The organism is Actinomycetospora sp. CA-101289 (genome assembly GCF_050955895.1).
In the GTDB taxonomy this organism is placed as follows: domain Bacteria; phylum Actinomycetota; class Actinomycetes; order Mycobacteriales; family Pseudonocardiaceae; genus Actinomycetospora.
Genome location: NZ_CP192093.1, coordinates 199782 through 221701, shown reverse-complemented (window position 1 = coordinate 221701; position 21920 = coordinate 199782). Strand labels below are relative to the sequence as shown.

19 protein-coding genes are annotated in these 21920 nt (G+C 74.4%); 12 read left to right on the top strand and 7 right to left on the bottom strand.

What is annotated here, in order from left to right; translation table 11 throughout:
• Positions 1-72: 72 nt before the first annotated feature.
• A complete protein-coding gene (locus ACQPX6_RS01040) occupies positions 73-1338 on the bottom strand; it encodes a DUF1996 domain-containing protein (RefSeq protein WP_433784839.1) in 1266 nt (421 codons plus the stop codon).
• Positions 1339-1843: 505 nt separating this feature from the next.
• On the opposite strand from ACQPX6_RS01040, the gene ACQPX6_RS01035 reads away from it, so the two are divergent.
• On the top strand, positions 1844-2449 hold the full coding sequence (locus ACQPX6_RS01035) for a response regulator transcription factor (protein WP_433784837.1): 606 nt from the start codon (positions 1844-1846) through the stop codon (positions 2447-2449).
• A 6-nt stretch (positions 2450-2455) separates the two neighbouring features.
• On the opposite strand, the gene ACQPX6_RS01030 is transcribed toward ACQPX6_RS01035, so the two are convergent.
• The 4 genes from ACQPX6_RS01030 to ACQPX6_RS01015 form a co-directional block, all read right to left on the bottom strand.
• Complete coding sequence (locus ACQPX6_RS01030) at positions 2456-3988, bottom strand: hypothetical protein (RefSeq protein WP_433784836.1); 1533 nt, start codon at positions 3986-3988, stop codon at positions 2456-2458.
• Positions 3989-4059: 71 nt separating this feature from the next.
• Entirely contained in the window at positions 4060-5709 is a 1650-nt protein-coding gene (locus ACQPX6_RS01025) for an NAD-dependent malic enzyme (RefSeq protein ID WP_433784834.1), read from the bottom strand.
• Positions 5710-5761: 52 nt separating this feature from the next.
• Complete coding sequence (locus tag ACQPX6_RS01020) at positions 5762-6538, bottom strand: PIG-L family deacetylase (protein ID WP_433784833.1); 777 nt, start codon at positions 6536-6538, stop codon at positions 5762-5764.
• Positions 6539-6562: 24 nt separating this feature from the next.
• Positions 6563-7789, bottom strand: a complete 1227-nt coding sequence (locus tag ACQPX6_RS01015; RefSeq protein ID WP_433784832.1) for a hypothetical protein — start codon at positions 7787-7789, stop codon at positions 6563-6565.
• Between the two features lie 255 nt (positions 7790-8044).
• Here ACQPX6_RS01015 and ACQPX6_RS01010 point away from each other — a divergent pair, with 255 nt between their 5' ends.
• Entirely contained in the window at positions 8045-9316 is a 1272-nt protein-coding gene (locus ACQPX6_RS01010) for a class I SAM-dependent methyltransferase (RefSeq protein ID WP_433784830.1), read from the top strand.
• A gap of 121 nt (positions 9317-9437) precedes the next feature.
• Entirely contained in the window at positions 9438-10196 is a 759-nt protein-coding gene (locus tag ACQPX6_RS01005) for an SDR family NAD(P)-dependent oxidoreductase (RefSeq protein ID WP_433784829.1), read from the top strand.
• On the opposite strand, the gene ACQPX6_RS01000 is transcribed toward ACQPX6_RS01005, so the two are convergent.
• Complete coding sequence (locus ACQPX6_RS01000; RefSeq protein ID WP_433788415.1) at positions 10193-11917, bottom strand: TM0106 family RecB-like putative nuclease; 1725 nt, start codon at positions 11915-11917, stop codon at positions 10193-10195. The genes ACQPX6_RS01005 and ACQPX6_RS01000 overlap by 4 nt on opposite strands.
• Before the next feature lie 235 nt (positions 11918-12152).
• On the opposite strand from ACQPX6_RS01000, the gene ACQPX6_RS00995 reads away from it, so the two are divergent.
• The 9 genes from ACQPX6_RS00995 to ACQPX6_RS00955 all read left to right on the top strand — a co-directional run bounded on the left by ACQPX6_RS00995 (position 12153) and on the right by ACQPX6_RS00955 (position 21076).
• Positions 12153-12917, top strand: a complete 765-nt coding sequence (locus tag ACQPX6_RS00995) for a DUF6474 family protein (RefSeq protein WP_433784828.1) — start codon at positions 12153-12155, stop codon at positions 12915-12917.
• 362 nt (positions 12918-13279) lie between these two features.
• Positions 13280-14266, top strand: a complete 987-nt coding sequence (locus tag ACQPX6_RS00990) for an IclR family transcriptional regulator (protein ID WP_433784827.1) — start codon at positions 13280-13282, stop codon at positions 14264-14266.
• Positions 14263-14952: an ABC transporter permease gene (locus ACQPX6_RS00985; protein ID WP_433784826.1), complete on the top strand. Its 690-nt coding sequence runs from the start codon at positions 14263-14265 to the stop codon at positions 14950-14952. The genes ACQPX6_RS00990 and ACQPX6_RS00985 overlap by 4 nt, the downstream gene beginning before the upstream one ends.
• Before the next feature lie 52 nt (positions 14953-15004).
• Positions 15005-16066 carry an ABC transporter ATP-binding protein gene (locus ACQPX6_RS00980; RefSeq protein ID WP_433788414.1) on the top strand — a complete coding sequence of 354 codons (1062 nt, stop codon included), beginning with the start codon at positions 15005-15007 and terminating at the stop codon, positions 16064-16066.
• The gene (locus tag ACQPX6_RS00975; RefSeq protein ID WP_433784825.1) at positions 16063-16875 is read left to right on the top strand and encodes an ABC transporter permease; all 813 of its coding nucleotides are present in this window, start codon (positions 16063-16065) and stop codon (positions 16873-16875) included. Before ACQPX6_RS00980 ends, ACQPX6_RS00975 begins: the two co-directional genes overlap by 4 nt.
• Positions 16876-16954: 79 nt before the next feature.
• Complete coding sequence (locus ACQPX6_RS00970; RefSeq protein ID WP_433784823.1) at positions 16955-17977, top strand: glycine betaine ABC transporter substrate-binding protein; 1023 nt, start codon at positions 16955-16957, stop codon at positions 17975-17977.
• A 177-nt stretch (positions 17978-18154) separates the two neighbouring features.
• Positions 18155-19108: a glycine betaine ABC transporter substrate-binding protein gene (locus ACQPX6_RS00965; RefSeq protein ID WP_433784822.1), complete on the top strand. Its 954-nt coding sequence runs from the start codon at positions 18155-18157 to the stop codon at positions 19106-19108.
• 33 nt (positions 19109-19141) lie between these two features.
• The gene (locus tag ACQPX6_RS00960; protein ID WP_433784821.1) at positions 19142-20107 is read left to right on the top strand and encodes a glycine betaine ABC transporter substrate-binding protein; all 966 of its coding nucleotides are present in this window, start codon (positions 19142-19144) and stop codon (positions 20105-20107) included.
• Positions 20108-20167: 60 nt separating this feature from the next.
• The gene (locus ACQPX6_RS00955; RefSeq protein ID WP_433784819.1) at positions 20168-21076 is read left to right on the top strand and encodes a glycine betaine ABC transporter substrate-binding protein; all 909 of its coding nucleotides are present in this window, start codon (positions 20168-20170) and stop codon (positions 21074-21076) included.
• A gap of 24 nt (positions 21077-21100) precedes the next feature.
• Here ACQPX6_RS00955 and ACQPX6_RS00950 read toward each other — a convergent pair whose 3' ends face one another.
• Positions 21101-21778, bottom strand: a complete 678-nt coding sequence (locus ACQPX6_RS00950; protein WP_433784818.1) for an NAD(P)H-binding protein — start codon at positions 21776-21778, stop codon at positions 21101-21103.
• Positions 21779-21920 lie beyond the last annotated feature (142 nt).

The following is a 21920-nucleotide window of genomic DNA, read 5'->3' as shown; positions in this document are numbered from 1 at the left end:
CCACGAACGCGAGGGGCCGCCCGCCCGTGATCGCGCAGATCACGGGCGGGCGGCCCCTCGGGTCGTGCGGGACTACTGCTGCAGGTTCGCGCAGGTCCGGTTCTCGTTGATGCAGGCCGCACCGGCGTCGTTCGAGTCCTGGGTGGCCAGGTTCTCGAAGTCGGAGTGGTCGGTGGCCGGGTCGTGCTGCTCGTTCGGGAAGCTGTCGATCTGGAACGCGCGTCCCTCGGGCTGGTCGTAGGTCAGCGTGATCCGCAGCGCCGGGATGGGGGTGAGCCCGTCGGCGCAGTTGCCGTCCTCGTCGGTGAAGGCCATGTGGTCGCGGAAGTTCTTCGACTCGAGGTTCTGGCCGTCCCAGCAGCTCGGGTAGTCGAGGATGCGCACCAGGTTCGAGCCCGCACCGCAGATCGGGTACTGGCTGGTGACCCGCTCCTCCTGCCCGGTGCAGGTGTACTTGGCGTTGGCGTTCTCGCCGCCCTGCGCGCCCTGCTTGGCGTTCCCCATGATCATCATGAGGTGCGTCGGCATCGGCTCCACCGGCTCGTCACCGTGGCCGTGGAAGCTCAGCTGGGCCGACCGCGGCTGCAGGATCGCGCCCCGGTTGCCGTCGAGCGTGCCGCCGTCCTCGTCCACGTCGGGCCCGGTGCCGTTGAGGTCGCGCAGCACCGGCCAGAAGAACGTCGACTGGTCGCCGTTCACGCAGGACGTGCCGGCCTGCTCGAGCGAGTCGTCGTCGGAGTTCGCGTTGGTGCTCTCGTTGCCGACGTAGTCGTGGACGTGCTGGGCACCGTTCCGCTTGCCCGGCGCCGCCATGTAGTTGTCGGAGTTGTTGTGGTCGCTGACGCCGCAGTCGACGGTGTACGACCCGCCGCTCAGCCGGCGGCCGCCCTCGCCGAACTCGCCGCCGTTGGCGTCGACGTCGGCGATGTCGACGAAGTCGCCCTCGTCCGCGTCCGCGATCTCGTCACGGCCGGGGAACGGGTCGGCGGCCTCGGCGGCCTCGACCTCGGGGGCCTCGCGGTCGGCGTCGACCTCGCCCTCGTCCTCGACGAGGTCGTTGTCCTGCTGGCGGCGCTGCTCCTGGCCGTCCTGGCCGTCCCGACCGTCCTGCTGGCCGTCGGCGTCCTCGGAGCCGTCGCCCGACTCCTCGTCGCCGGAACCCTCGGAGCCCTCGGACTCCTGGTCCTGGCCGTCCTGGTCGTCGCCGGAGCCCTCGTCGTCGGAGCCACCGGAGCTCTCGTCGCTGCTCAGGGCGCTGAACAGGCCGCCGTCCTGGTCGTCGGCAGCCGCCGATCCGGCGGCGACGACGACGCCGGCCGTGACCAGCAACGCCGCCACGGCCGCGATGAGGCGTGTCGGGACACTTGTGCGATGTCGTCCGCGTCGGGGCACGGGGATCCTCCTGAGAGTGCCGCGGCGCCGGGACGGGGGAGCTCGTCCGGGGTCGGTACCGGGCACGGGTGTGCGGGGTGTGACCACGGAGCCGGCGGCGGCAGAAGGGGGAGCGTCGCCGCACGGCTCCGACGGCGGGTGACGTTAGGGATCCGACCGCCGGGCGACGCCGGAGCTGAGAGATCCGTCGTCGAACGACCGCTCGCAGGCCCGCTCGGCGCGATGAACAGCAGGCTGATGACTCCGAAAGGGTGAAGATTTCGCCCGCTCGCGGGGCGTGTCTCTCAGGAGACCACCGCCGACGTGTGTCACGTCTCCGCTCGCCGCTCGTCGATTGCCCTCGGACGAGGTCCGCGTCAAGCTGTCGTCGATGAGACCTGATCGTTATGCGGGCGCGGAGCGGGGCCGCGTGCTGTGCGTGGCCCCCTCCCACCGCACAACGAGCGTCCTGGTGGGCACGTTGCGGTCCCACGGCTTCGAGCCCCAGTTGCTGCGCGAGAGCTGGAGCGTCGGGGCGACCGCACGGGCCAGCGGGGCGCGGGCGGTGGTGCTCGACATCGAGATGCCCGGGCTGCGGCCGGTCGAGGTCCTCGCGGACCTCCACCGCGACAGCCCCCGCACCCCGGTCATCGCGCTGACCAGCCCCGAGGCCCGCGACCGCACAGTGTCGACCCTGCGCGCGACGCAGGACGACTACCTGGTGACGCCGTTCCCGATGGAGGAGCTGCTCGCCCGCCTGCGCCTGCGCCTCGGCGACGACCGCCCCACCGCCCAGCTCTTCCTGCGCCGCGGCGAGATCATGGTCGACACCGCGCTCGAGCAGGTGTTCGTCGAGAGCAAGCCGGTGAGCCTCTCGCGCACCGAGTACGCCGTGGTCGACGCCCTCATCCGCCACCCGCGCGGGCAGGCGATGTCGCAGGAGCAGCTGGTCACCCGCGTGTGGGGCGGGCCGCCGACCTCGAACATCGTCGAGGTCTACATCGGCTACCTGCGCCGCAAGCTCGGGGCCGAGCGCATCCGCACCGTGCGCGGGCGCGGCTACATCCTCGAGGGCTGAACCCCTCTACTCCAGGACCAGGTGCCCGGCGCCGCGTCCGAGGACGTAGGTGGGCCAGCCCGGACCGGGGCCCACCCGGTAGGTCAGGATGTGGTCGGGCGCCTCGAGCGGCCCGCGCTCCGCGTGCAGGAAGTTCAGCCGCAGCAGGGCGGCCCCGACGGGACCGGCCTCGGCCACCCGCGCGTCGACGATCGCCATGAGCCGGGCCCGGTCGCTGAACTGGTCGACGATGTCGCAGCCGCACCCGTAGGCCAGGGTGCCGATCTCGCCGGGCGCCAGGACGCTCTGGCCCGGGGGCAGCGCCCGTCCGAGCTCGCGGCCCGCGTTCAGGTAGTCGGCCGCGCTGGCCCAGTTGCCGAAGATCGACGGGTGCGGCCACGGGACGCCCAGGGCCACCTGGTTCCCGACACCGACGCCGGCGACGAGGGCGAGCCCGGTGACGACGGCCCCGGTCACGCGCGCCCGCAGGTCCGCGGCGCCCACCGCGGCGCACAGCGTCAGCAGCGCGAGCGACGGGCAGTAGTACCAGATGTAGGACGAGACGCCCATCGCCGCGTAGGCCCCGTAGTGCGCGGCCGCGGCGAGCCCAGCGGCGACGACGACGCGGTCGAGCAAGCGGTCCGCCCCGCGCGCCCAGCGCACGGCGGACGCCACGATCGACACGACGCCGACACCGGCCACCACGCCGACCACGAGCATCGGGATCGGCCACCGCTCGGCCATGAACAGCGGGCCGTTGCCGAAGACCTCGCCACCGGGGAAGGCGCCGCCGGTCTTGATGATGAGGCTGTCGGGCACGAAGCTGCCCAGCACGAACCACGACCAGATGTGCCACGGCAGCGTCACCGCCGCGCCGACGCCCACCGCCAGCAGCGCCCGCAACCACGGACGCGGCGCCTGCGCGAGGAAGAGCACGGCGACGAGGACCACCGCGGGCAGCACCAGGTCGGGGCGCGTCAGCACCGCGAGGCCCGTGAGGATCCCGGCCGCCACGGCACGGCGGTCCGCGGCGTAGCGCGCGACGCCGACGAGCGTGGCCGCGACGAGGAACGACTCCATGCCGACGACGGAGGCGAAGATCGGCGAGGTGACGAGCAGGCCGACGGTGAGCCCGGCGACGAGCGGGGGCCGGACGCCCACCGACCGTCCCAGCTGCGCGGCCCAGACCGCGGTGAGGGCGGTGGTCGCGACGAGCACCAGACCCACGGCGACGACCGGGCGGCCGGACACGAGGATGCCGCCGATGAGCAGCCAGACGTTCAGCGGCGAGGTGGCGGAGTTCGCGTCCCGGAACGGGGTGAGGCCCCAGTGGCCGTGCTCGACGACGTTCCGCGCGTAGTCGAGCGTGATGTAGGAGTCGTCGGGCATGCCCCGGTACGCGACGAGGAACAGCAGCGCGCCGAGCAGGCCGCCGCCGGCCGCGACGAGGGCCGTGCGCCCGTCCCACCAGCGCCGGCGAGGCGTCGCGTCGGGCTCGTCGGGGACGGTCGGGACGTCCCGGGCCGGTCCCTCCACGGACTGGTCGAGGCCGGTGGCCACGTCAGGTCCTCCCCCTCCGCCGGCTCCGGCCCTCGCGCGTCCGGTGTCGGCGTCCATATCACCACGGGGACCTACGGCTCGTCGTAGCCGGGCTCCCAGCGCGTCGCCCGCACCGCCTCGCGCAGCTCGGCCTCGGTGCGCCGCGGCGCGACCCCGTCGGCGACCGCCTGCAGCCCCACCGCCACGGCCATGTCCTCGGCGAGCTCGCGGACCTGCGCCCACGGCGGCAGCAGCGGCGCGTCGCCGTCGCGCAGGGCCGGCGAGGCGGCCCCGAGCGCGCCCGCGGCGGCGCGCATCATCGCGTCGGTGACGCGCGTGGCGTGCGCGGCGGTGACGGCGAGGCCCATCGCCGGGAAGACGTAGACGTTGTTGCACTGCGCCACGGGGACGTCGCGGTCGCCACGACGCAGCGGCGTGAACGGCGAGCCGGTGGCGATGAGGGCCCGCCCGTCGGTCCAGGCGTCGATCTCGGCGGGCCGGGCCTCGGCGTTGGCCGTGGGGTTGGACAGCGGGAAGACGATCGGCCGGTCGACCTTGGCCGCCATCGTCCGGACGATCTCCTCGGTGAAGGCGCCGGCCGCGGTCGACAGACCGAGCAGGACACCGACCGTCACGTGCTCGACGACGTCGCGCAGCTGCGGGAGCCCCCCGTCGGCACCGGGACCCCAGTCCGCCACCGCGGCGGGGTCGGTGGCGAAGCGGCGCTGGGCGTCGGAGAGGTCCTCGCGGTCGGCGGTGAGCAGGCCGCGGACGTCCACGAGCCAGCAGCGCGCGAGGGCCTCGGTCTCCGACAGGCCCTCGTCGACCATCTGCTGGGCGACCATCTCCATCACCCCGACGCCGGCGGAGCCCGCGCCGAGCATCACCACGTGCTGGTCGCGGAGCCGCGTGCCCGCCACGGCCGTCGCCCCGCGCAGCGCGCCGAGGGCGACCGCGGCGGTGCCCTGGATGTCGTCGTTGAACGTCAGCAGCCGGTCGCGGTAGCGCTGCAGGATCGGCAGCGCGTGCGGCGTCGCGAAGTCCTCCCACTGCAGCAGGACGTCGGGCAGCTCCGCGCGCACGGCCTCGACGAACCGGTCGACGAACTCGGTGTAGGCGTCGTCGTCGATGCGGTGGTGGCGCCAGCCCAGGTAGAAGGGGTCCTCGAGCAGCTCGGCGTTGTCGGTGCCGACGTCGAGCAGGATCGGCAGCGTGCGCGCCGGCGCGATGCCGCCGATCAGCGTGTAGAGCGACAGCTTCCCGATCGGGATGCCCATGCCGCCGACGCCCTGGTCGCCGATGCCGAGGATGCGCTGGCCGTCGGTGACGACGATGACGTCGACCTCGGCGTGCGGCCGGTTCCGCAGCGCCTCGCGCAGGTGCTCGCGGTCGGGCCACGACAGGTACAGCCCGCGCGGGCGGCGCCAGATCTCGGAGAACCGCCGGCAGCCCTCGGCCACGGTCGGCGTGTAGACCAGCGGCATCGACTCCGCCACGTGCGCGGCGAGCACGGAGTAGAACAGTCGCTCGTTGCGGTCCTGCAGCGAGCGGAGGTAGACGTAGCGGTCGAGGTCGCTGGCGAGGCGCTGCACCTCCGACCAGCACCGGCCGACCTGCTCCTCGAGCGTCTGCACCCCCGCGGGCAGGAGGCCGAGCAGACCGAGGCGCCGCCGCTCGGCGTCGGTGAACGCGGTGCCCTTGGTGTGCTGCGGGTCCGCCAGCAGGCGCCGTCCTCGTTCCACGTCGCCCACCCTGGCCTCCGCGGGGTGCGCAGCGCGAGGGGCATAGCGAGGGTCAGACGGGGAAGAGGGTGTCCTCCCGCTGCGCGGGGTCGCCGCCGACGCGGATGAACCACTCGGTGCCGAACGCCAGCGCGAACCGCGCGTCGTCGAGCGTGAGGAAGAAGGAGTCGTCGGCGATCTGGCTGCGGTGCGCCCGCATCGCCGCGCGCTTGGCGTCCAGCCACGGGGTGACGTCGACGCGGGTGGTCAGCTCCGCCTCGGGCGACCCGAAGCCCTCGGGGTCGAGGTCCGGGGCGTCCTCGCCGACCTCGCGCGCCATCGCGACCATGCGGCGGAACTCGTCGCGGTTCTGGGTCGCCTCGTAGACCCGCGGCGTGCCGGCGAGCTCCCCGGCGCGCAGGCCGACGCGGTGGACCTGGATGTGGTCGGGGTGGCCGTAGCCGCCGATGCGGTCGTAGCAGGTGAGGACGTCGGCGTCCTCCTCGCGCAGGATCGCCGCGAGCCGCTGGGCGGCCTCGTCGACGTCGGCGGACCAGAACGAGCCGGGCGCGCCGTTGGTCTCGGTGTCGACCATGCCGGAGTCGACGTAGCCGAGGAACTCCACGCGGGCGATCCCGAGCACCTCGGCGGCCGCGTGCGTCTCGCGGACCCGCCGGTCGGCCAGCGTCTCGCCGTCGTCCAGGACGCCGGGCACGATCTCGCCGTGCTCGCCGCGGGTGGCGACCACCAGCACCACGCGGTGCCCCGCGTCCGCGGCCGCGCGCATGACACCGCCGCACGCGATGCACTCGTCGTCGGGGTGAGCGTGGAAGCTGACCATCGTCGCCACGGGGGCGAGCCTAGTGACGCCCGCTCAGGCCAGGGCGAACGACACCACCAGCACGAGCACCACGAGCAGCAGCACCGCCACCGTGCCGAGGATCGCGCCCGCCCGCGGGCCCGATCCGCGGGCGAACAGCTCGCGTCCCTGCAGGCCCTCGGAGCGCGCCGCAGCGGCCGCCCACGGCGGAGCCGTCTCCTCGGGGCGCGCCACCCCGCCCCTCGCGGCCCGGGCCGGCACCGCGCCGGGCACGAACTGCGTGCGCTCCGGCGGCGGCCGGACCGGCGGGCGGCCGGGCGTGCGGCCGGGGCCCTGCGGCGGGGGCGGCGGCCCGGACCGGGTCGACGCGACCCGCGCCGGCACGACCTGCGTCTCCTCGGGCGCCCGACCGGTCGCCACCACCTGGGTGCGGTCCGCCGCCGGGCCGGGGGCGCCGCGCACGACCTGCGTGGTGTCCGGCGACGCCTCGCCGTCGGGGTCGCCGGTCTCGTCGGGTGACGACCAGCGGAACGGCGGCGGGAACGGGTCGGCGGGCAGCGGGCGCTCGTCGGTCTCGGCCGCGTCGTCGTCCTCGGGGGGCGGGGGCGGGCGCAGACCGGGCGCGGCCGACGTGCCCGGCAGCGGCGGTGCGTCCGCCGGCGGCGGTGGGACGGGGATGCCGCGGGGGTGGGCGGCGTCGGGGTCGTCGTCGGGGGGCGGGGTGGTGGACGGGGTGACCTCGGCCCGCGCGACCTCCACCGGGACGTCCTCGGCGGGCGCGTCCTCCGCCGTCGTCGTGTCCTCCACCGGCGGGGCGGGGTCGGGCTCCGGGGGGTCGGAGTCCTCGGCGGTCTCGACGGTCTCCGCCACGACCTCGGCCGGCGCCTCGGGAACGGGCGCGCTGTCCGCGGGCGGCCCGGTCTCGACGCGGGCGCCGGCGAGTGGACGCGGGGACTCCGCGGGCGGCGGCGGGGTCACGGCCGGGGTCGCCGGAGCGGCCGGGGCCCGGGTCGGCGGCGTCGACGGCGCGTCCGTGGGGGTCGCCGGGTAGGGCTCGTCGAACTCGGGACCGAAGCCGAGCTCGCGCTCGGCGGCGTCGAGCTCGCTGTCGTCCAGGTCGGCGTCGTCCGGCGAGGGATCGGCCCGGGGCTCGACGGGCGGGGGTGGCGCGGGCAGCCGGGCGGCGAGGAGCTCGTCGCGTCGTCGCCGGTAGGACTCGGCGTCGACGCGGCCGGTGGCCAGGTCCTCGTCGAGCCGGCGCAGCTGCTCGGGGACGCCCATCGCACCTTCCTCCGCGGCCGTGCCGGTGCCGCACGGTCACCGTCCGACCTCGGCAGGTGCCGCACGGTAACGCACCGGCCGGGGCCGTGAGTGATCGTCGCGGGCCCTCGCTCCGGCGGTTCCCGACGTGATCCGCGCGAAACACGTCGAACACCTCGGGCCTCGAGGACGAAGGACGCAGCGAGCGTGGCGCACATGGCGCTGCGCAGGCGCCCAGGCGGTCGAGCACCCGGCCGCGGACGAGAGGACAGCGACGTGTCACCGACCTCCTCCACCAGCTCCCGGGTCACCGGACCCCGTCGTGTGGTCCCCCAGCCCGCCGAGGGTGTCTGGCCGGGGCTGCAGGACCCCGGGGAGAGCCTGCTGCGCCGGACGGTGGCCCGCACCCTCGTGCGGGCGGCGGTGCGGCGCCTGCCGCTGCACCTCGTGTGGCCGGACGGGTCGGTCGAGGGCGACCCCCGCGGCCCCGGTCTGCGCATCATCCGGCCGGAGGCGTTCTTCACCCGCCTCGGCCTCCACGGCCTGATCGGGTTCGGCGAGGGCTGGATGGTCGGCGACTGGGACACCGACGACCTCGTCGGCGTGCTGCGCTGCCTCACCGACCACGTCGAGCAGCTCGTGCCCCGCCCGGTGCGCAACCTGCGCCGGGTCTACGACCGGGGGCAGCCGCACGAGGAGGTCGCCGCCGACGCGACCGTGTCGCGGGAGAACGTGCACCGCCACTACGACCTGTCGAACGACCTGTTCTCCCTGTTCCTCGACGAGTCGATGATGTACTCGGCGGCCTGGTTCGACCCGTCACGCCCGCAGGAGCCGCTGGTCGACGCCCAGCACCGCAAGATCGACGGGGTGCTCGACCTGGCCGGCGTCCGCGCCGGGAGCCAGGTCCTCGAGATCGGCACCGGCTGGGGCGAGACGGCCATCCGCGCCGCGCAGCGGGGCGCCCGCGTCACGACGCTGACGCTGTCGGTGGAGCAGGCCGAGCTCGCCCGCGCCCGCGCCGAGGCGGCCGGCGTCTCCGACCGGATCACCATCGCCGTGCGCGACTACCGCGAGGCGACCGGCGAGTACGACGCGGTCGTCAGCGTGGAGATGATCGAGGCGGTGGGCGAGCGCTTCTGGCCCGAGTACTTCCGCACCGTCGACCGGCTGCTCGCGCCCGGCGGCCGCTTCGGCCTGCAGTCGATCACGATGCCCGACCACCGGCTCCAGGCGACGAAGTCCTCGTACACCTGGATCCACAAGTACATCTTCCCGGGCGGGCTCATCCCCAGCATCGAGGCGATCGAGCACACGCTCGCCGAGCACACGACCATGGAGGTCGTGGAGCGCCGCTCCATCGGGCCCGACTACGCCGAGACGCTGCGCCGCTGGCGCGGGACGTTCCTGGCGCGGGAGCCCGAGGTCCGGGCGCTCGGGTTCGACGAGACGTTCGTGCGGATGTGGGACTTCTACCTCGCCTACTCCGAGGCGGGCTTCGCCGCGCGCTACCTCGACGACCTCCAGCTCGGGATCACGCGCCGCTGACCGCGCGGTGTGACGCGAACGGTCAGCGCTGACCGGCGGGCTCGTCGGCGATAGCCTCCCCGCCGGGCAGCCGCCCGACCGAGCGTCACCACCCGCCGCGTCCCGAGGAGCACTGCAGCGCATGGACACCACCGACGTCGCCGCGATCGTCACCGGCGGGGCCTCCGGCCTCGGCGGCGCCACCGTGCGCCGGCTCGCCGCGGACGGGGCACGCGTCATCGCCATCGACCTGCCGAAGGCCGTCGACGGCGCCGAGCCCCTGGACGGCGTCGAGTACGTCGGCGCCGACGTGACCGACGGCGACGACGTGGCCGTGGCGGTCGAGGTGGCCGTGAACACGGGGCTGCCGCTGCGCGTGGTGGTCAACTGCGCGGGCATCGGCACCCCCGGGCGCGTCCTGTCGAAGAAGGGCCCGCACGACCTGGGCACGTTCCAGCAGGTCATCGGCGTGAACCTCATCGGCACGTTCAACGTGATGCGCCTGGCCGCCGAGGCCGTCGCGCAGACTGAGCCGCTGGCCGACGGTGCCCGCGGCGTCGTCGTCAACACCGCCTCGGTCGCCGCGTTCGAGGGCCAGGTCGGGCAGATCGCCTACTCCGCCTCGAAGGGCGGCGTCGTGGGCATGACCGTGCCGGCGGCGCGCGACCTCGCCCAGTACGGCATCCGCGTCATGACGATCGCGCCCGGGATCATCGACACCCCGATGCTCGCGGGCGTCGAGGAGTCGTTCCGCGAGCAGCTGGCGGCCGGCATCCCGTTCCCGCAGCGCCTGGGCAAGCCCGACGAGTACGCCCAGCTGGTGGCCATGATCGTCGAGCACGACTACCTCAACGGCGACGTCATCCGCTTCGACGGCGCGCTGCGGATGCAGCCCCGCTAGAGGTCGTCGATGTGGGGCACCTCGAGCACCCGGGGCGAGGTGAGCCACGTGCGCAGCGTCCACGTCGCCCGGACGTCGTCGGCGTTGTAGACGAGCAGCCGCTCGCGCTGGGCGGGGTCCGGCTCGCCGCCGTCGAGGCCGACCGCCTCGCGGTACCAGCGCATGGAGTTCTCGCCGCCGGCCTCGGGGTCGTGCCACGAGAAGCCCGCCGACGGCGCGACCCGCTTGAGGCCCTTGCCGTGGGGGCAGAGGAACGATTCGCTGACGACGGGGAAGAGGTCGATCCACACGTCGGAGGCGATGAACTCCTCGACCTCGTCGGCCGTGGGCACCCCGGGCATGCCGGCGAAGCGCTCGGCCGACCCGCGCAGCCAGCGGTTCTCGGCCTGCTCGTTGTAGCAGTAGGCGCGCAGCTCGAGCCCCCGCGCGGCGCACCGGGCGCGCACGTCGGACAGCCACGTCCAGAACTCGCCGAACGAGCGGCCCTCGTCGCGGGTGGGCAGCGGGTCCCACGTCGCGAACGCCCGGTAGCCGGGCTCGAGGCCGATGTCGGCGCCCGAGAGCAGCACGCCCCAGAGGTAGGCCCCGTCCTCGCCGAGGCTCTCCATGTCGACGTCGAGCTCGACCTCGCCCCGCGCGACCGTGGGCCGCGCGACCCGGCGCACCAGCGGGACGTCGCCGCGCCAGGCCCGCGCCAGCGCGACCGCCTCGACGAGGTCGGGCGCGTCGGGCACCGCGTCGGCCCCTCGGTCGGACGGGTCGGCGCCCTCGTCCGGCTCCGGGCCCGGGAGCCCGACCGCGGGGTCGACCGCCGCGAGCTCGCGCACCGTGGTGATGCCCTGGCCGCGCAGCCGCAGCGCCGCGTCGCCCCGGACCACGAGGCTGACGTCGTCGACGGCCCGCAGCGCCGCCTCGCACGTCGGCCACCACGGGCAGCGGCGGCACTCGGTGATGCGCGAGGGCTCGGCGAGCACCGGGCCCCGCGTGCGGGCGGACTCGGCGACGGCGAGGCGGTCGGCGTGGCGACGGTCGTAGGTCTCGAGCACGCTGCGCCCGCCCGGCCCCGAGGGCGTGGCGAGGTCGATCCACACCACGGCGTCGGCGTCGAGCCCGACGAGCCCGCCCCACACCGGCGCGTCGGGCTCCTCGGGCGGGGCCTCGGGCGGGGCCAGGCCCGCGGCGCGCAGCATCCGGTGCAGGTGCGCCAGGCGCAGGACGTCGCGTGTGACCGTGCGGACCCGGCGCGTCGCGTCGGGCGCCGCGGCCAGGGGGTGGGGCTGCGCGAGCGGGGAGGTGAGCGCGCCGCCGCCGGGATCGGTGACCCGGTGGCGCACGACGATCAGCGGCCACCAGCCGGACGCGGGGTCGCCGGGCACGGCGCGCACCAGCACCTCCGCCCCACCCCGGCGGCCCTCGGCGGCCGGCAGCTCGGCGCCGCCCACGACGTCGACACCGGGCCCCGCCTCCGCGAGCACCGCCCGCGTGGCCGCCGCCCGCGCCGCCGAGCCGCTCGCCGGCGGCACCTCCGTCCAGCGCGCGCCCAGCAGCTCGGCCCAGCGCGCGGCCAGCGCCGCCCGGTGCGCCGTCGCGTCGGCCCGGCGCATCGCGACCCCGGGGTCGGCGTCCTCGTCGCGCGGGGCGCCCGCCACGAGGTCCTCCACCGGGACGTGCTCGAGGTGGACCCGGCGACGGCACCGCGTGGTGGCCGCGGCGTCGAGCAGGACCGGACGCGGGGCGGCGACGGGCGCGCCCGCGTCGCCGGCCCCCGGGGCGGTCGTCGTGCTCACCCCTCGAGCTTCCCACGCGGCCCCGACAGCCCCCGGCGCCGCGGCGGGTGTGCGCCCGCTCCGGGCGGGGCACTCGGCGCCCGTCGCGCCCGCGGCGAGCCGTCCCGGCCCACTAGGGTGCTCGACGATCGCCCGGGGCACGAGCGCCGGCACGAGACGGGGAGGGTCCATGGGACTGCTGCGGCGCTCACGCGAGCGACCCGCGACGGCCGCGGACGCGCTGGAGATGGCCGACGACGTGTTCGTAGTGAGCCCGAGGGCCGCCGCCCTCGCGGCCGCCGCCCAATCCGAGCAGCGCAAGGCGGCCCGCGCGGAGCGCCTCCTCGCCGAGGCTCAGGAAGCGGTCCTGCTCGGGGACAAGAAGGCGCTCAAGGCCGTCAAGAAGCGCCGCAAGGCCAAGGGCCCCGAGCCCGAGGGCGACGACGACGACGTCGAGGGCACGGCCGCCGACCCGCTGACCGGCGCGAAGATCAAGCGCTACATCGGCATCGCGCGCATCCTCATCCCGGTCGTGGCCCCCATCGTCTACCAGGCCGTCGGCACCGCGCGGGACCGCTGGGACGCGCACCGCGCGCGCCAGTTCGGCATCGCCCCCGACGAGCTCAACGAGTTCACCGGCCGCGGCGCGGCGCTCTACGCGCGCATCCACAACCTCGCGCTGTCCGCCCGCGACCTGCGCGCCCGCCACGGCGGCGACCAGGGCGGGCGAGCCGGCGAGATCACCTCGTTCGTCGACGACGCGGAGCAGCGCCTCACCGACCTCGAGTCCGCGGTGCGCGCCTCCGAGCAGATGCCCGCCTCGCGCCGGCGCAGCGCCCACGTGGCGATCGGCGCGGAGCTCGACCGCATCGAGAACCGGCTGCTCGGGCTCTGGGGCGTCGGGGAGCCGCAGCGCCAGGCCATCGACTCCCGGGACGCGGCCAACCCGACCTGACGGACGGGCGCGGACGCTCCCCCGGACGGACGACAGCCGGGGACGCTCTACACATCACGATCTCGACACGCGCGGAGGTCACTCTCCGTTACGCCTGCGTGCCCGAGGAGGGCCGTTCGCGTCCCGTCCGTGGCCCGGAGCTGCCGGGATCCGTTTCGTGCCCGGGTGCGGAGCGCCAGGGCGCTACCCACGGCGTCCACGGCGGCGTCCCGGACATCCCTCGGATGTCAGATCAACGGGGTGACAACCTCGCTCGACCCGCCTACTGTCCCCGCAATCGTTGTCGCAGGGACAACGCCCGTTGCCGCAGACGCCCCGCCGGGGCCGACCGCGAGGCGGGGTGACGGGACGGGAGGTGTCGTGTGAGCCCACGCGCCCGTGCCGACGCACCCGACGTCGCGGCACCGGCCCCGGCACCCGCCTCGGCACCCGCGCCGGCCTCCACACCGGCCTCCACACCGGCCCAGCGCAGCCCCGCCCCGCCCCGCGACGGCGCCCTCGACCCGACGCTCGGCGCGCCCGCCCCCCGCGGCCGGCGCCCGCGCGAGGAGACCAGCGGCCCGGTGCACCGCGCCCTCGACGTGCTCGACCTGCTCGGCACCCCCGGCGGGCCCTCCTCGCTGGGCGTCGTCGAGATCGCCCGCCAGCTGGGACGGGACAAGTCGCAGGTCTCGCGCCTGCTCAAGCTGCTCGCCGACGCCGGCTACGTCGACCGCGAGCCCGGGTCCCTGCGCTACCGCATCGGCACGCGGCTGTTCGCCATCGGCGCCACCGCCGTCGACCGCCGCCTGCGCGACGAGGCCGACGCGGCCGTCTCCCGCGAGGCGGCGCTGCTCGGTGAGCGCGTGGACGTGGGCATCCGCAGCGGCGGCAGCGTCATGACCATCAGCACCGCCGCGCCGGACAGCGAGCTGCGCGCCGCGGGATGGGTCGGCCGCACCGCCCCGTTGTCGTGCACCGCGACCGGACGTGCACTGCTGTTCGACCTCGACACCGCCGCGATCGCCCGCGTCATCGTGCCCGAGGGCCTCGGGCCCGCGGGTCCCGCGGCCCCCCGCTCGCTGGACGAGCTCGTGTCACGGGTGGCCGACGAGCGCCGCCGCGGGTGGTCGACCGCCCGTCACGAGACCGACCGGGGGCTGCTGTCCCTCGGCGCGCCGGTCCGCGACAGCGGCGGCACCGTCGTCGCCGCCCTGGGCGTCAGCGGCCCCGAGTCGCGGATCGACCCGGTGCTCGACGAGGTCCGCGCCGCGGTGCTGCGGGCGGCCTCGGATCTGTCCACCTCCCTGGGTGCCGCGTTCCAGCGGCCCTGGCGAACCCGTCCCGCTCCCCGGGAAGGAGCCTTGTGAACGAGTACTTCTCCTATCTCTCGCAGAACCTCCAACAGGTCCTGTTCCTCACCCAGGCCCATTTCCTGGTCGTGCTCATCGCGGTCACCATCGGGTCCGCGATCAGCATCGTCCTGGGCATGATCGTCTCATCGGGTGAGCCCGATCCCCCGCGCTACAGCTTCGACTGGTTCGCGGTCGGGATCCGCGAGGGCTCGCTCCTCATCACCGCGGCCGCCCTGACCGTGCCCTCGCTCGCCCTGTTCGTCCTCATCCTGCCGCTGACCGGCTTCGGGCTGACGACCACCGTGATCGTGCTGACGGTGTACTCGCTGTACACGGTCCTGCGGAACACCGTCGCCGGCCTCACGTCGGTCGACCGGGCCGTCCTGGAGTCGGCACGCGGGCTGGGGTACAGCCGCATGCGGCGGCTGCTCACGATCCAGCTGCCGCTCGCGTGGCCGATCATCCTCAACGGCATCCGCGTCACCACGCTCATCACCATCGCGATCACGACGGTCGCCGCCCTGGTGCAGGGCCCCGGCCTCGGCACGCTCGTGCTCTCCGGTCTCTCCCGCATCGGCTCCGCCAACTCGTTCCCGCAGGTGATCACGGGCACCGTGTTCTGTCTCCTCGTCGCCGCGGCGTTCGAGATCTTCTTCGCCATCGTCCAGCGACTGACCATCCCCAGGGGTATCCGTGTCTGAGACCGCAGACCAGACCGCCACCGTCCCGGCGCACGACGCCGGGAGATCGGACATGATCGTCCTGGAGGGCGTCGAGAAGATCTACCCGGGCAGCACCCAGCCCGCGGTGAGTCAGCTAGACCTGGCCATCCAGCAGGGCGACATCGTCATGCTCATCGGGCCCTCGGGCTGCGGCAAGACGACGACGCTCAAGATGATCAACCGCCTGATCGAGCCGAGCGCCGGGCGCATCCTGCTCGACGGCAAGGACGTCACGAACGTCGACGGCGACCAGCTGCGTCGCGAGATCGGCTACGTCATCCAGCAGGGCGGCCTGTTCCCGCACTTCTCGATCGCCGACAACATCGGCGTCGTCCCGAAGATGCTCGGGTGGGACAAGCAGCGCGTCCGCGAGCGCGCCGACGAGCTGCTCCACCTCGTCGGCCTCGAGCCCTCGACGTTCCGCGACCGGTACCCGCGCCAGCTCTCCGGCGGTCAGCAGCAGCGCATCGGCGTCGCCCGGGCGCTCGCCGCGGACCCGCCCGTCATGCTCATGGACGAGCCGTTCGGCGCCATCGACCCGATCACGCGCGACCGCCTCCAGGACGAGTTCCTGGAGATCCAGCGCACCGTCGGCAAGACCATCGCCTTCGTCACCCACGACCTCCAGGAGGCCGTGAAGCTCGGCGACAAGATCGCGGTGTTCGCCACCGGCCGGCTGGAGCAGTACGCCGACCCCGAGACGATCCTGACCCGCCCGGCGAACGACTTCGTGTCGGACTTCGTCGGCGGCGGCGCGGCGGTCCGACGGCTGAGCCTGCTCGAGCTGTCCCGCCTCGAGCTGCACCCGATCGAGACCGACGAGAAGGCCGCCGGCAGCCAGAACGGCACCGCCGTCGCCGAGGTCGACGGCTCGGGCAAGCCCGTGTCGTGGCGCCACCTCCCCGGCGGCGACGCGACGGGCATGCCCCTCGTGACGGTGCCGATCTCGGGCACGGTCTACGACGCCGTCGACGTCATGCTCGACGGCGGCGCCTCGGTGGTCGCCGTGGTCGACGAGGAAGGCCGGGCCCAGGGCGTCCTGCACTGGAACGACCTGGTCGGCGGGCTCAAGACGCGGGCGCGTGGCCAGTGACCGCCCACGACCCCGTCCCGGGGCTCGCGGGCAACCCCGCGATCACCGCCGTCGGCGGTGCGACCTCCGGACGCAAGCGCGCCCTCCTGCGCGACAACGCCGACCTCTTCGTCTACCCGGTCATCGTCGTCGTCGGGCTCGCGATCGCCTTCGTCTCGGTGTTCAGCCAGCCCCTGGACTTCATCGAGACCCAGGCGCTGGATCCCGCCACCGTCGTCAGCAAGATCGGCACGCACCTGGCGCTGACCGTCGCCTCGACGATCGCGGTGCTCGTCATCGCCGTGCCGGTCGGCATCCTGGTCAGCCGTCGCCGGGCCCGACGGGCCCAGGGCACGGTGCTCGCCATCGGCGGGTTCGCCCAGGCGCTGCCGCCGTTCGGCCTGATCGTGCTGCTCGCGTTCCTGATCGACTTCGGCTTCTGGACCGCCGTCCTCGCCCTCACGCTGGCCGCGCTGCTGCCCGTCCTGCGCAACACGGTCGTCGGGCTGCAGCAGGTCGACCGCTCGCTGATCGAGGCAGCGCGTGGGATGGGCATGTCGTCCCGCCAGACGCTCTTCCGCGTCGAGATCCCCCTGGCCGTGCCGGTCATCATCGCCGGCATGCGGGTGGCCCTCGTCCTCAACATCGGCACCGCGACGCTGGCCACCTACATCGGGGCCGGCGGTCTCGGCGACATCATCGTCCAGTCGCTGACGTCCAACCGCTTCCCGGTCCTGGTGATCGGCGGGACCCTGGTCGCCGCCCTCGCCCTGATCGTCGACTGGCTGGCCGGCATCGTCGAGCGCGTCGTCGTCGCCCGCTCCGGCTAGCTGGCCGGCGCCCCCTGGATTCCCCCGACCGGTCCCGAGCGTTGCCGGCCCGGTTCCACCGAGGAGAAGGAGAACGACTGTGAAGTGGATTCCCCGGCGCGGCGAGCTGCGCCCCGGCCGCGCCCGGTGGCGGGTGTCGGCGGTGCTGCTCGCGGCGACCGCCCTCGTGGCAGCCGGGTGTGGTGGCCTCTCGGGCAGCGGTGCTCCGGCGGCGTCGGCCGGCAGCCTGTCCGCGAGCGGCATCAACCTGTCCGGCCAGACCTACACCGTCGGCGGCAAGAACTTCGACGAGCAGCTGCTGCTCTGCAAGATGCAGATCGCCGCCATCCAGTCGGTCGGCGGTCAGGCCGAGGACCGCTGCAACATCCCCGGCTCCGCCGCCGCCCGCACCGCGATCCTCAGCGGTGACATCGACATGTACTGGTCCTACACCGGTACCGGCTGGGTGACCGACCTCCAGCAGAGCCCGCCGATCCAGGACTCGCAGGCCCAGTACATCGCGGTGCGCGACATGGACCTGCAGCGGAACAACATCGTCTGGACCGAGCCGACGCCGTTCAACAACACCTACGCGATCGCCACGACCCAGGCCTTCGCCCAGCAGAACAACCTGCGCACGACCACGGACTTCGCCAACTTCGTCAACTCCGGCAACCCGGACGCGACGTTGTGTGTGGAGTCCGAGTTCGCGGTGCGTCCGGACGGCCTGCCCGGCCTGCGCCAGACCTACGGCATCACCGCACCGCTCGCGTCCCCGCCGCAGGTCGTCACCCTCGACACCGGGGCGATCTACCAGGCCACCGCCAACGGCAACCCCTGCAAGTTCGGGGAGGTCTTCACCACCGACGGCCGCATCCCCGGCCTGCGGCTGGTGTCGCTGGAGGACGACCGGAACTACTTCCCGAAGTACAACGCGTCGAACAACATCCGCCGTGATGTCGTCGACCGGAACCCGCAGATCGTCCAGCTGTCGAACGAGATCGCCCGACGCCTGGACTTCGACACCGAGCTCCGCCTCACCGGCCAGATCTCCTCGGAGGGGCAGGACCCTGACCTGGTGGCCCGCAACTGGCTCAAGAGCCAGGGCCTGATCGGCCAGTAAGCACCACTCCTACCTCCGGGTAGGCCCACACCGCCCCGGTGCCGACACGTCGGCACCGGGGCGGTCGTGCGTGAGGGGGCGAGGAAGACTGTGCGGATGAGCACCGACCGCCGGACCGGGGAGCGTCGTTCCTCCGGACAGCCCACCCGATCCCGCACGTCGCGCACCCTGCGCGTCGTGGCGGCGACGCTGGCCGCCGTGACGATGCTGGCCGGCTGCGGCGGGGAGGACCGCCCCACCCCGCCCGGCAGCGTCGCCCGCGAGGTCGACCTCACCGGGGCCACCTTCACCGTCGGCAGCAAGGGCTTCGTCGAGCAGCTGATCCTCTGCCAGATGACGATCGCCCTGCTCCGGTCGACCGGTGCGGCGGCGGTGGACCGGTGCGACACCGAGGACTCGCCGGACGTCCGGGGTGCCCTGCTCGGCGGCCGCGTCGACCTGTACTGGGAGTACACGAGCACGGGATGGATCAGCCACCTCGGGAACACGAGCCCGATCCAGGACCCGGAGCAGCAGTACATCGGGGTGCGTGACCAGGACCTGGAGCGGAACGGCGTCGTGTGGCTGCCGCCCGCGCCCTTCGACGACACCTACGGCATCGCGACGACGCGGGCCTTCGCACAGCAGAACGGCCTGCGCACGCTCAGCGACTGGGCCAACTTCGTCAACAGCGGGAACCCGCTCGCCACCACGTGCGTCGAGTCCGGGTTCGCCACCGGTGGCGACGGCGTCGCCGGGCTCTTCCGCACCTACGGGGTCACCGATCCGCCGACCGGGCCGCCGCAGCTCACCACCGTGGCGATGGACGACGTCTACCGGGCCGCGGCGAGCGGGAATCCGTGCCACTTCGGCGAGGTGTTCACCACCGACGGCCGTCTCCGCGGGCTGGACCTGGTGACGCTCCAGGACGACCGGGACTACTTTCCGGAGTACAACGCGTCGCCGACGATCCGCCGGGAGGTCTTCGACCAGCACCCGACCGTCCGCCGTGTCTTCGATGCGCTCACTCCGCGTCTCACCGACGAGGTGATGCTCGACCTCAACGCGCGGGTGGCCTCGCAGGGCGAGGTCCCGGCCGAGGTGGCCGACGGCTGGCTGCGGCAGCAGGGACTCATCGGTGGCGACCAGTAATCGATCGAACGAGTTCGGAAGGCCTTCCGCCCCGTGATCCGAGACCGGCTCCCCGTCTCCCTGGTCCTCACCCTGGTCACTGCGCTGCTCTTCACCCTGGCCGGGTGCGGCGACGGCGACCGGCTGACCCCGCCCGGGAGCCTGGCCCGCGAGCTCGACCTCACCGGCACCACGGTGACGGTCGGCGGCAAGGAGTTCGCCGAGCAGATCGTCCTCTGCAAGATGACGATCGCCCTGCTCCAGTCGACGGGGGCGACGGCGATCGACCGGTGCGACACGAAGGGCTCCGCCAACGTGCGAGCGGCCCTGACCTCGGGCCAGATCGACATGTACTGGGAGTACACCGGCACCGCGTGGCGGACCTACCTGTCGCAGGAGTCCACGATCGCGGACCCCACCGTGCTCTACGACGCGGTCAAGGCCGCCGACGTCGGCAACCAGGTCACCTGGTTCGACCGCACCCCGTTCAACAACACCTACGCGATGGGCGTGCGCACCGACACCGCGCAGCGCCTGCGCATCCGCACGATCAGCGACCTCGCCGCGCTCGTGCGCACCGGCTCGCCCGAGGCGACGCTCTGCGTGGACCAGGAGTTCACCGGGCGCGAGGACGGCCTCCAGGGCCTGCTCTCGACGTACGACATCACCCTGGGCGACCAGGCGCTGGACACCCGCGAGATCGACGAGATCTACGCGGCGATCGCCGCCGCGAACCCGTGCACGTTCGGCGAGGTGTTCGCCACCGACGGGCGGATCAACCCGCTGCGCCTCTCGACCCTCGTCGACGACCGCGGCTACTTCCTGCCCTACAACGCGGCGCTCACCGCGCGCAGCGACGTCGTCGCCCGCACCCCGCGTCTCGCGCTGCTGGGCCGCATGGTCGCCCCGACGCTCACCGAGCCCGTGATGCGCCAGCTCAACGAGCGCGTGTCCGCGGGCGGCCGCGACCCCGACGAGGTCGCCCGGTCCTTCCTGCGGGAGCAGGGGCTCATCGGGTAGGTGCCTGACGGCGGCTCGCGGCGGTCGGGGACGATCCCGGTCGTGCGTGGGTGCTCGCTCGTGACGGCCGTGCTCGTGGGGGCCGCGCTGCTGGTGGGCGCCTGCACGGCCCCGCCGCCGCGCCCGGTGCCCGCGGCCGACCTGCACGGCGCGCGCTACGTCGTCGCCGGCGGGCCCACCGACCAGCTCGTCCTGCTCTGCCACCTCGCGGTCGCCGTCGTGCAGGCCGCCGGCGCCGAGGCCACCGAGCAGTGCGGCAAGCTCGGCGCGGTCGACGTCCGCCTCCCCGCGCGCAGCACGGTCGACCTCGGCTGGGCCTACGTCGGGCGCGCCGACCGGGACCTCGACGGGGGCCCCGACCGGCCCGCGCCGTTCGCCGCGATCGCCGCCGCGGACGCCGCGCAGGGCGTCACCTGGCTCGCACCGACCGCGTTCGCCGACACCGACGCGCTCGTGGTCGGCGGTCCCGTGGCCGCGGGCGGGGTGCGCACCGTCTCCGACCTGGTGGCGCGCCCCTGGGCGGTGCTGTGCGCGCCACCCGGTGCGGCCACGGACCCGCGGGGGCTCGGCGGGCTGCTCGCGACCTACGGCGTCGACCCCGCGGTCGTGCGCCCGCTCGACCCCGGCGCGGTGCTCGCGGAGACCGCGCGGGGCCGGTGCACCGCGGGCCTCGTGCCCGGGACGTCCGGACGCATCCCCGCGCTCGGGCTCGTCGCCCTCGAGGACGACCGGGGCGGGTTCGGGCGCGGTGTGGACGGCGCTCCGGGACCGGGGCGCGGGGGCGCCGCACCGGTGGTGCGCACGTCGCTCTACGCGGCGCACCCGCAGGTCGCGGCGGTGCTCGGGGCGCTCACGAGCCGGCTCACCGACGACGTGGTCCGCGAGCTGGACCGGCGGATCACCGTCGAGGGCCGCGACGCCCGCGACGTCGCCCGCGGCTGGGCGCGCGACGCCGGGCTCACGCCGTGAGGAGGTCCGGTCAGGGGGCCAGGGTCAGGGGGTCAGGGCGGCGACGGCCTCGGCCGGCGGCACGGTGCCGCCGATGAGGTCGAGCACCGCGCCGGCCGAGGCGGGCGCGTCGAGCAGGGCGAGCAGGACGGCGGCGACGTCCTCGCGGGGGATCTCGCCGTAGCCGACGGGCGGCTCGCCGCCGACGGGCCCGAGCCGCACGAGGCCGGTGCCCGGCTCGTCGGTGAGACGCCCGGGCCGCACGATCGTCAGGTCGAGGTCGTCCCGGGCGCGCAGCGCGTCCTCGGCCGCCTTCTTGGCGCGCAGGTAGTGCGCCCAGATCGAGTCGTCGTCCTCGGGGGCGGGCGGGCTGTCGACGTTCATCGCCGAGACGAGCAGGTAGCGCCGGACGCCGGCGGCGGCCGCGGCGTCGGCGAGCAGCAGGGCGGCGTCGCGGTCGACGGTGTCCTTGCGCTCGGCGGTGCTGCCGGGGCCCGCGCCGGCCGCGAACACGACGGCGTCCGCGCCGGTCAGGTGCGTCGCGAGCTCGCCCGCGTCGACCGCCTCGAGGTCGGCCACCACGGGCTCCCCGCCGGCCTCGCGGACGTCGTCGGACTGGGCGGGATCCCGGATGATCGCGCCGGTGGCGTCACCGCGCGCCGCGGCCCGGCGCTCGAGCAGCAGCGCGATCTTCCCGTGTCCCCCGGCGATGACGATGCGCATGATCCCGACCCTAACGCGGCGCTGGAGGACGTCTGTTCTGCCTGTTTCGGCGATCGGTGGAATCCGTGGCCTTGCCCACCATGGATGCATCACGTGTGATGTGGACCGCGTGTGGAACACGCCACCACCACGCAGGAGGTCC

Coding starts and splice junctions, on each gene's coding strand:
- ACQPX6_RS00980 (WP_433788414.1), top strand. CDS start 15,005: ATGATCGTCCTGGAGGGCGTCGAGAAGATCTACCCGGGCAGCACCCAG.
- ACQPX6_RS01005 (WP_433784829.1), top strand. CDS start 9,438: ATGGACACCACCGACGTCGCCGCGATCGTCACCGGCGGGGCCTCCGGC.
- ACQPX6_RS01015 (WP_433784832.1), bottom strand. CDS start 7,789: ATGGGCGTCCCCGAGCAGCTGCGCCGGCTCGACGAGGACCTGGCCACC.
- ACQPX6_RS00995 (WP_433784828.1), top strand. CDS start 12,153: ATGGGACTGCTGCGGCGCTCACGCGAGCGACCCGCGACGGCCGCGGAC.
- ACQPX6_RS00950 (WP_433784818.1), bottom strand. CDS start 21,778: ATGCGCATCGTCATCGCCGGGGGACACGGGAAGATCGCGCTGCTGCTC.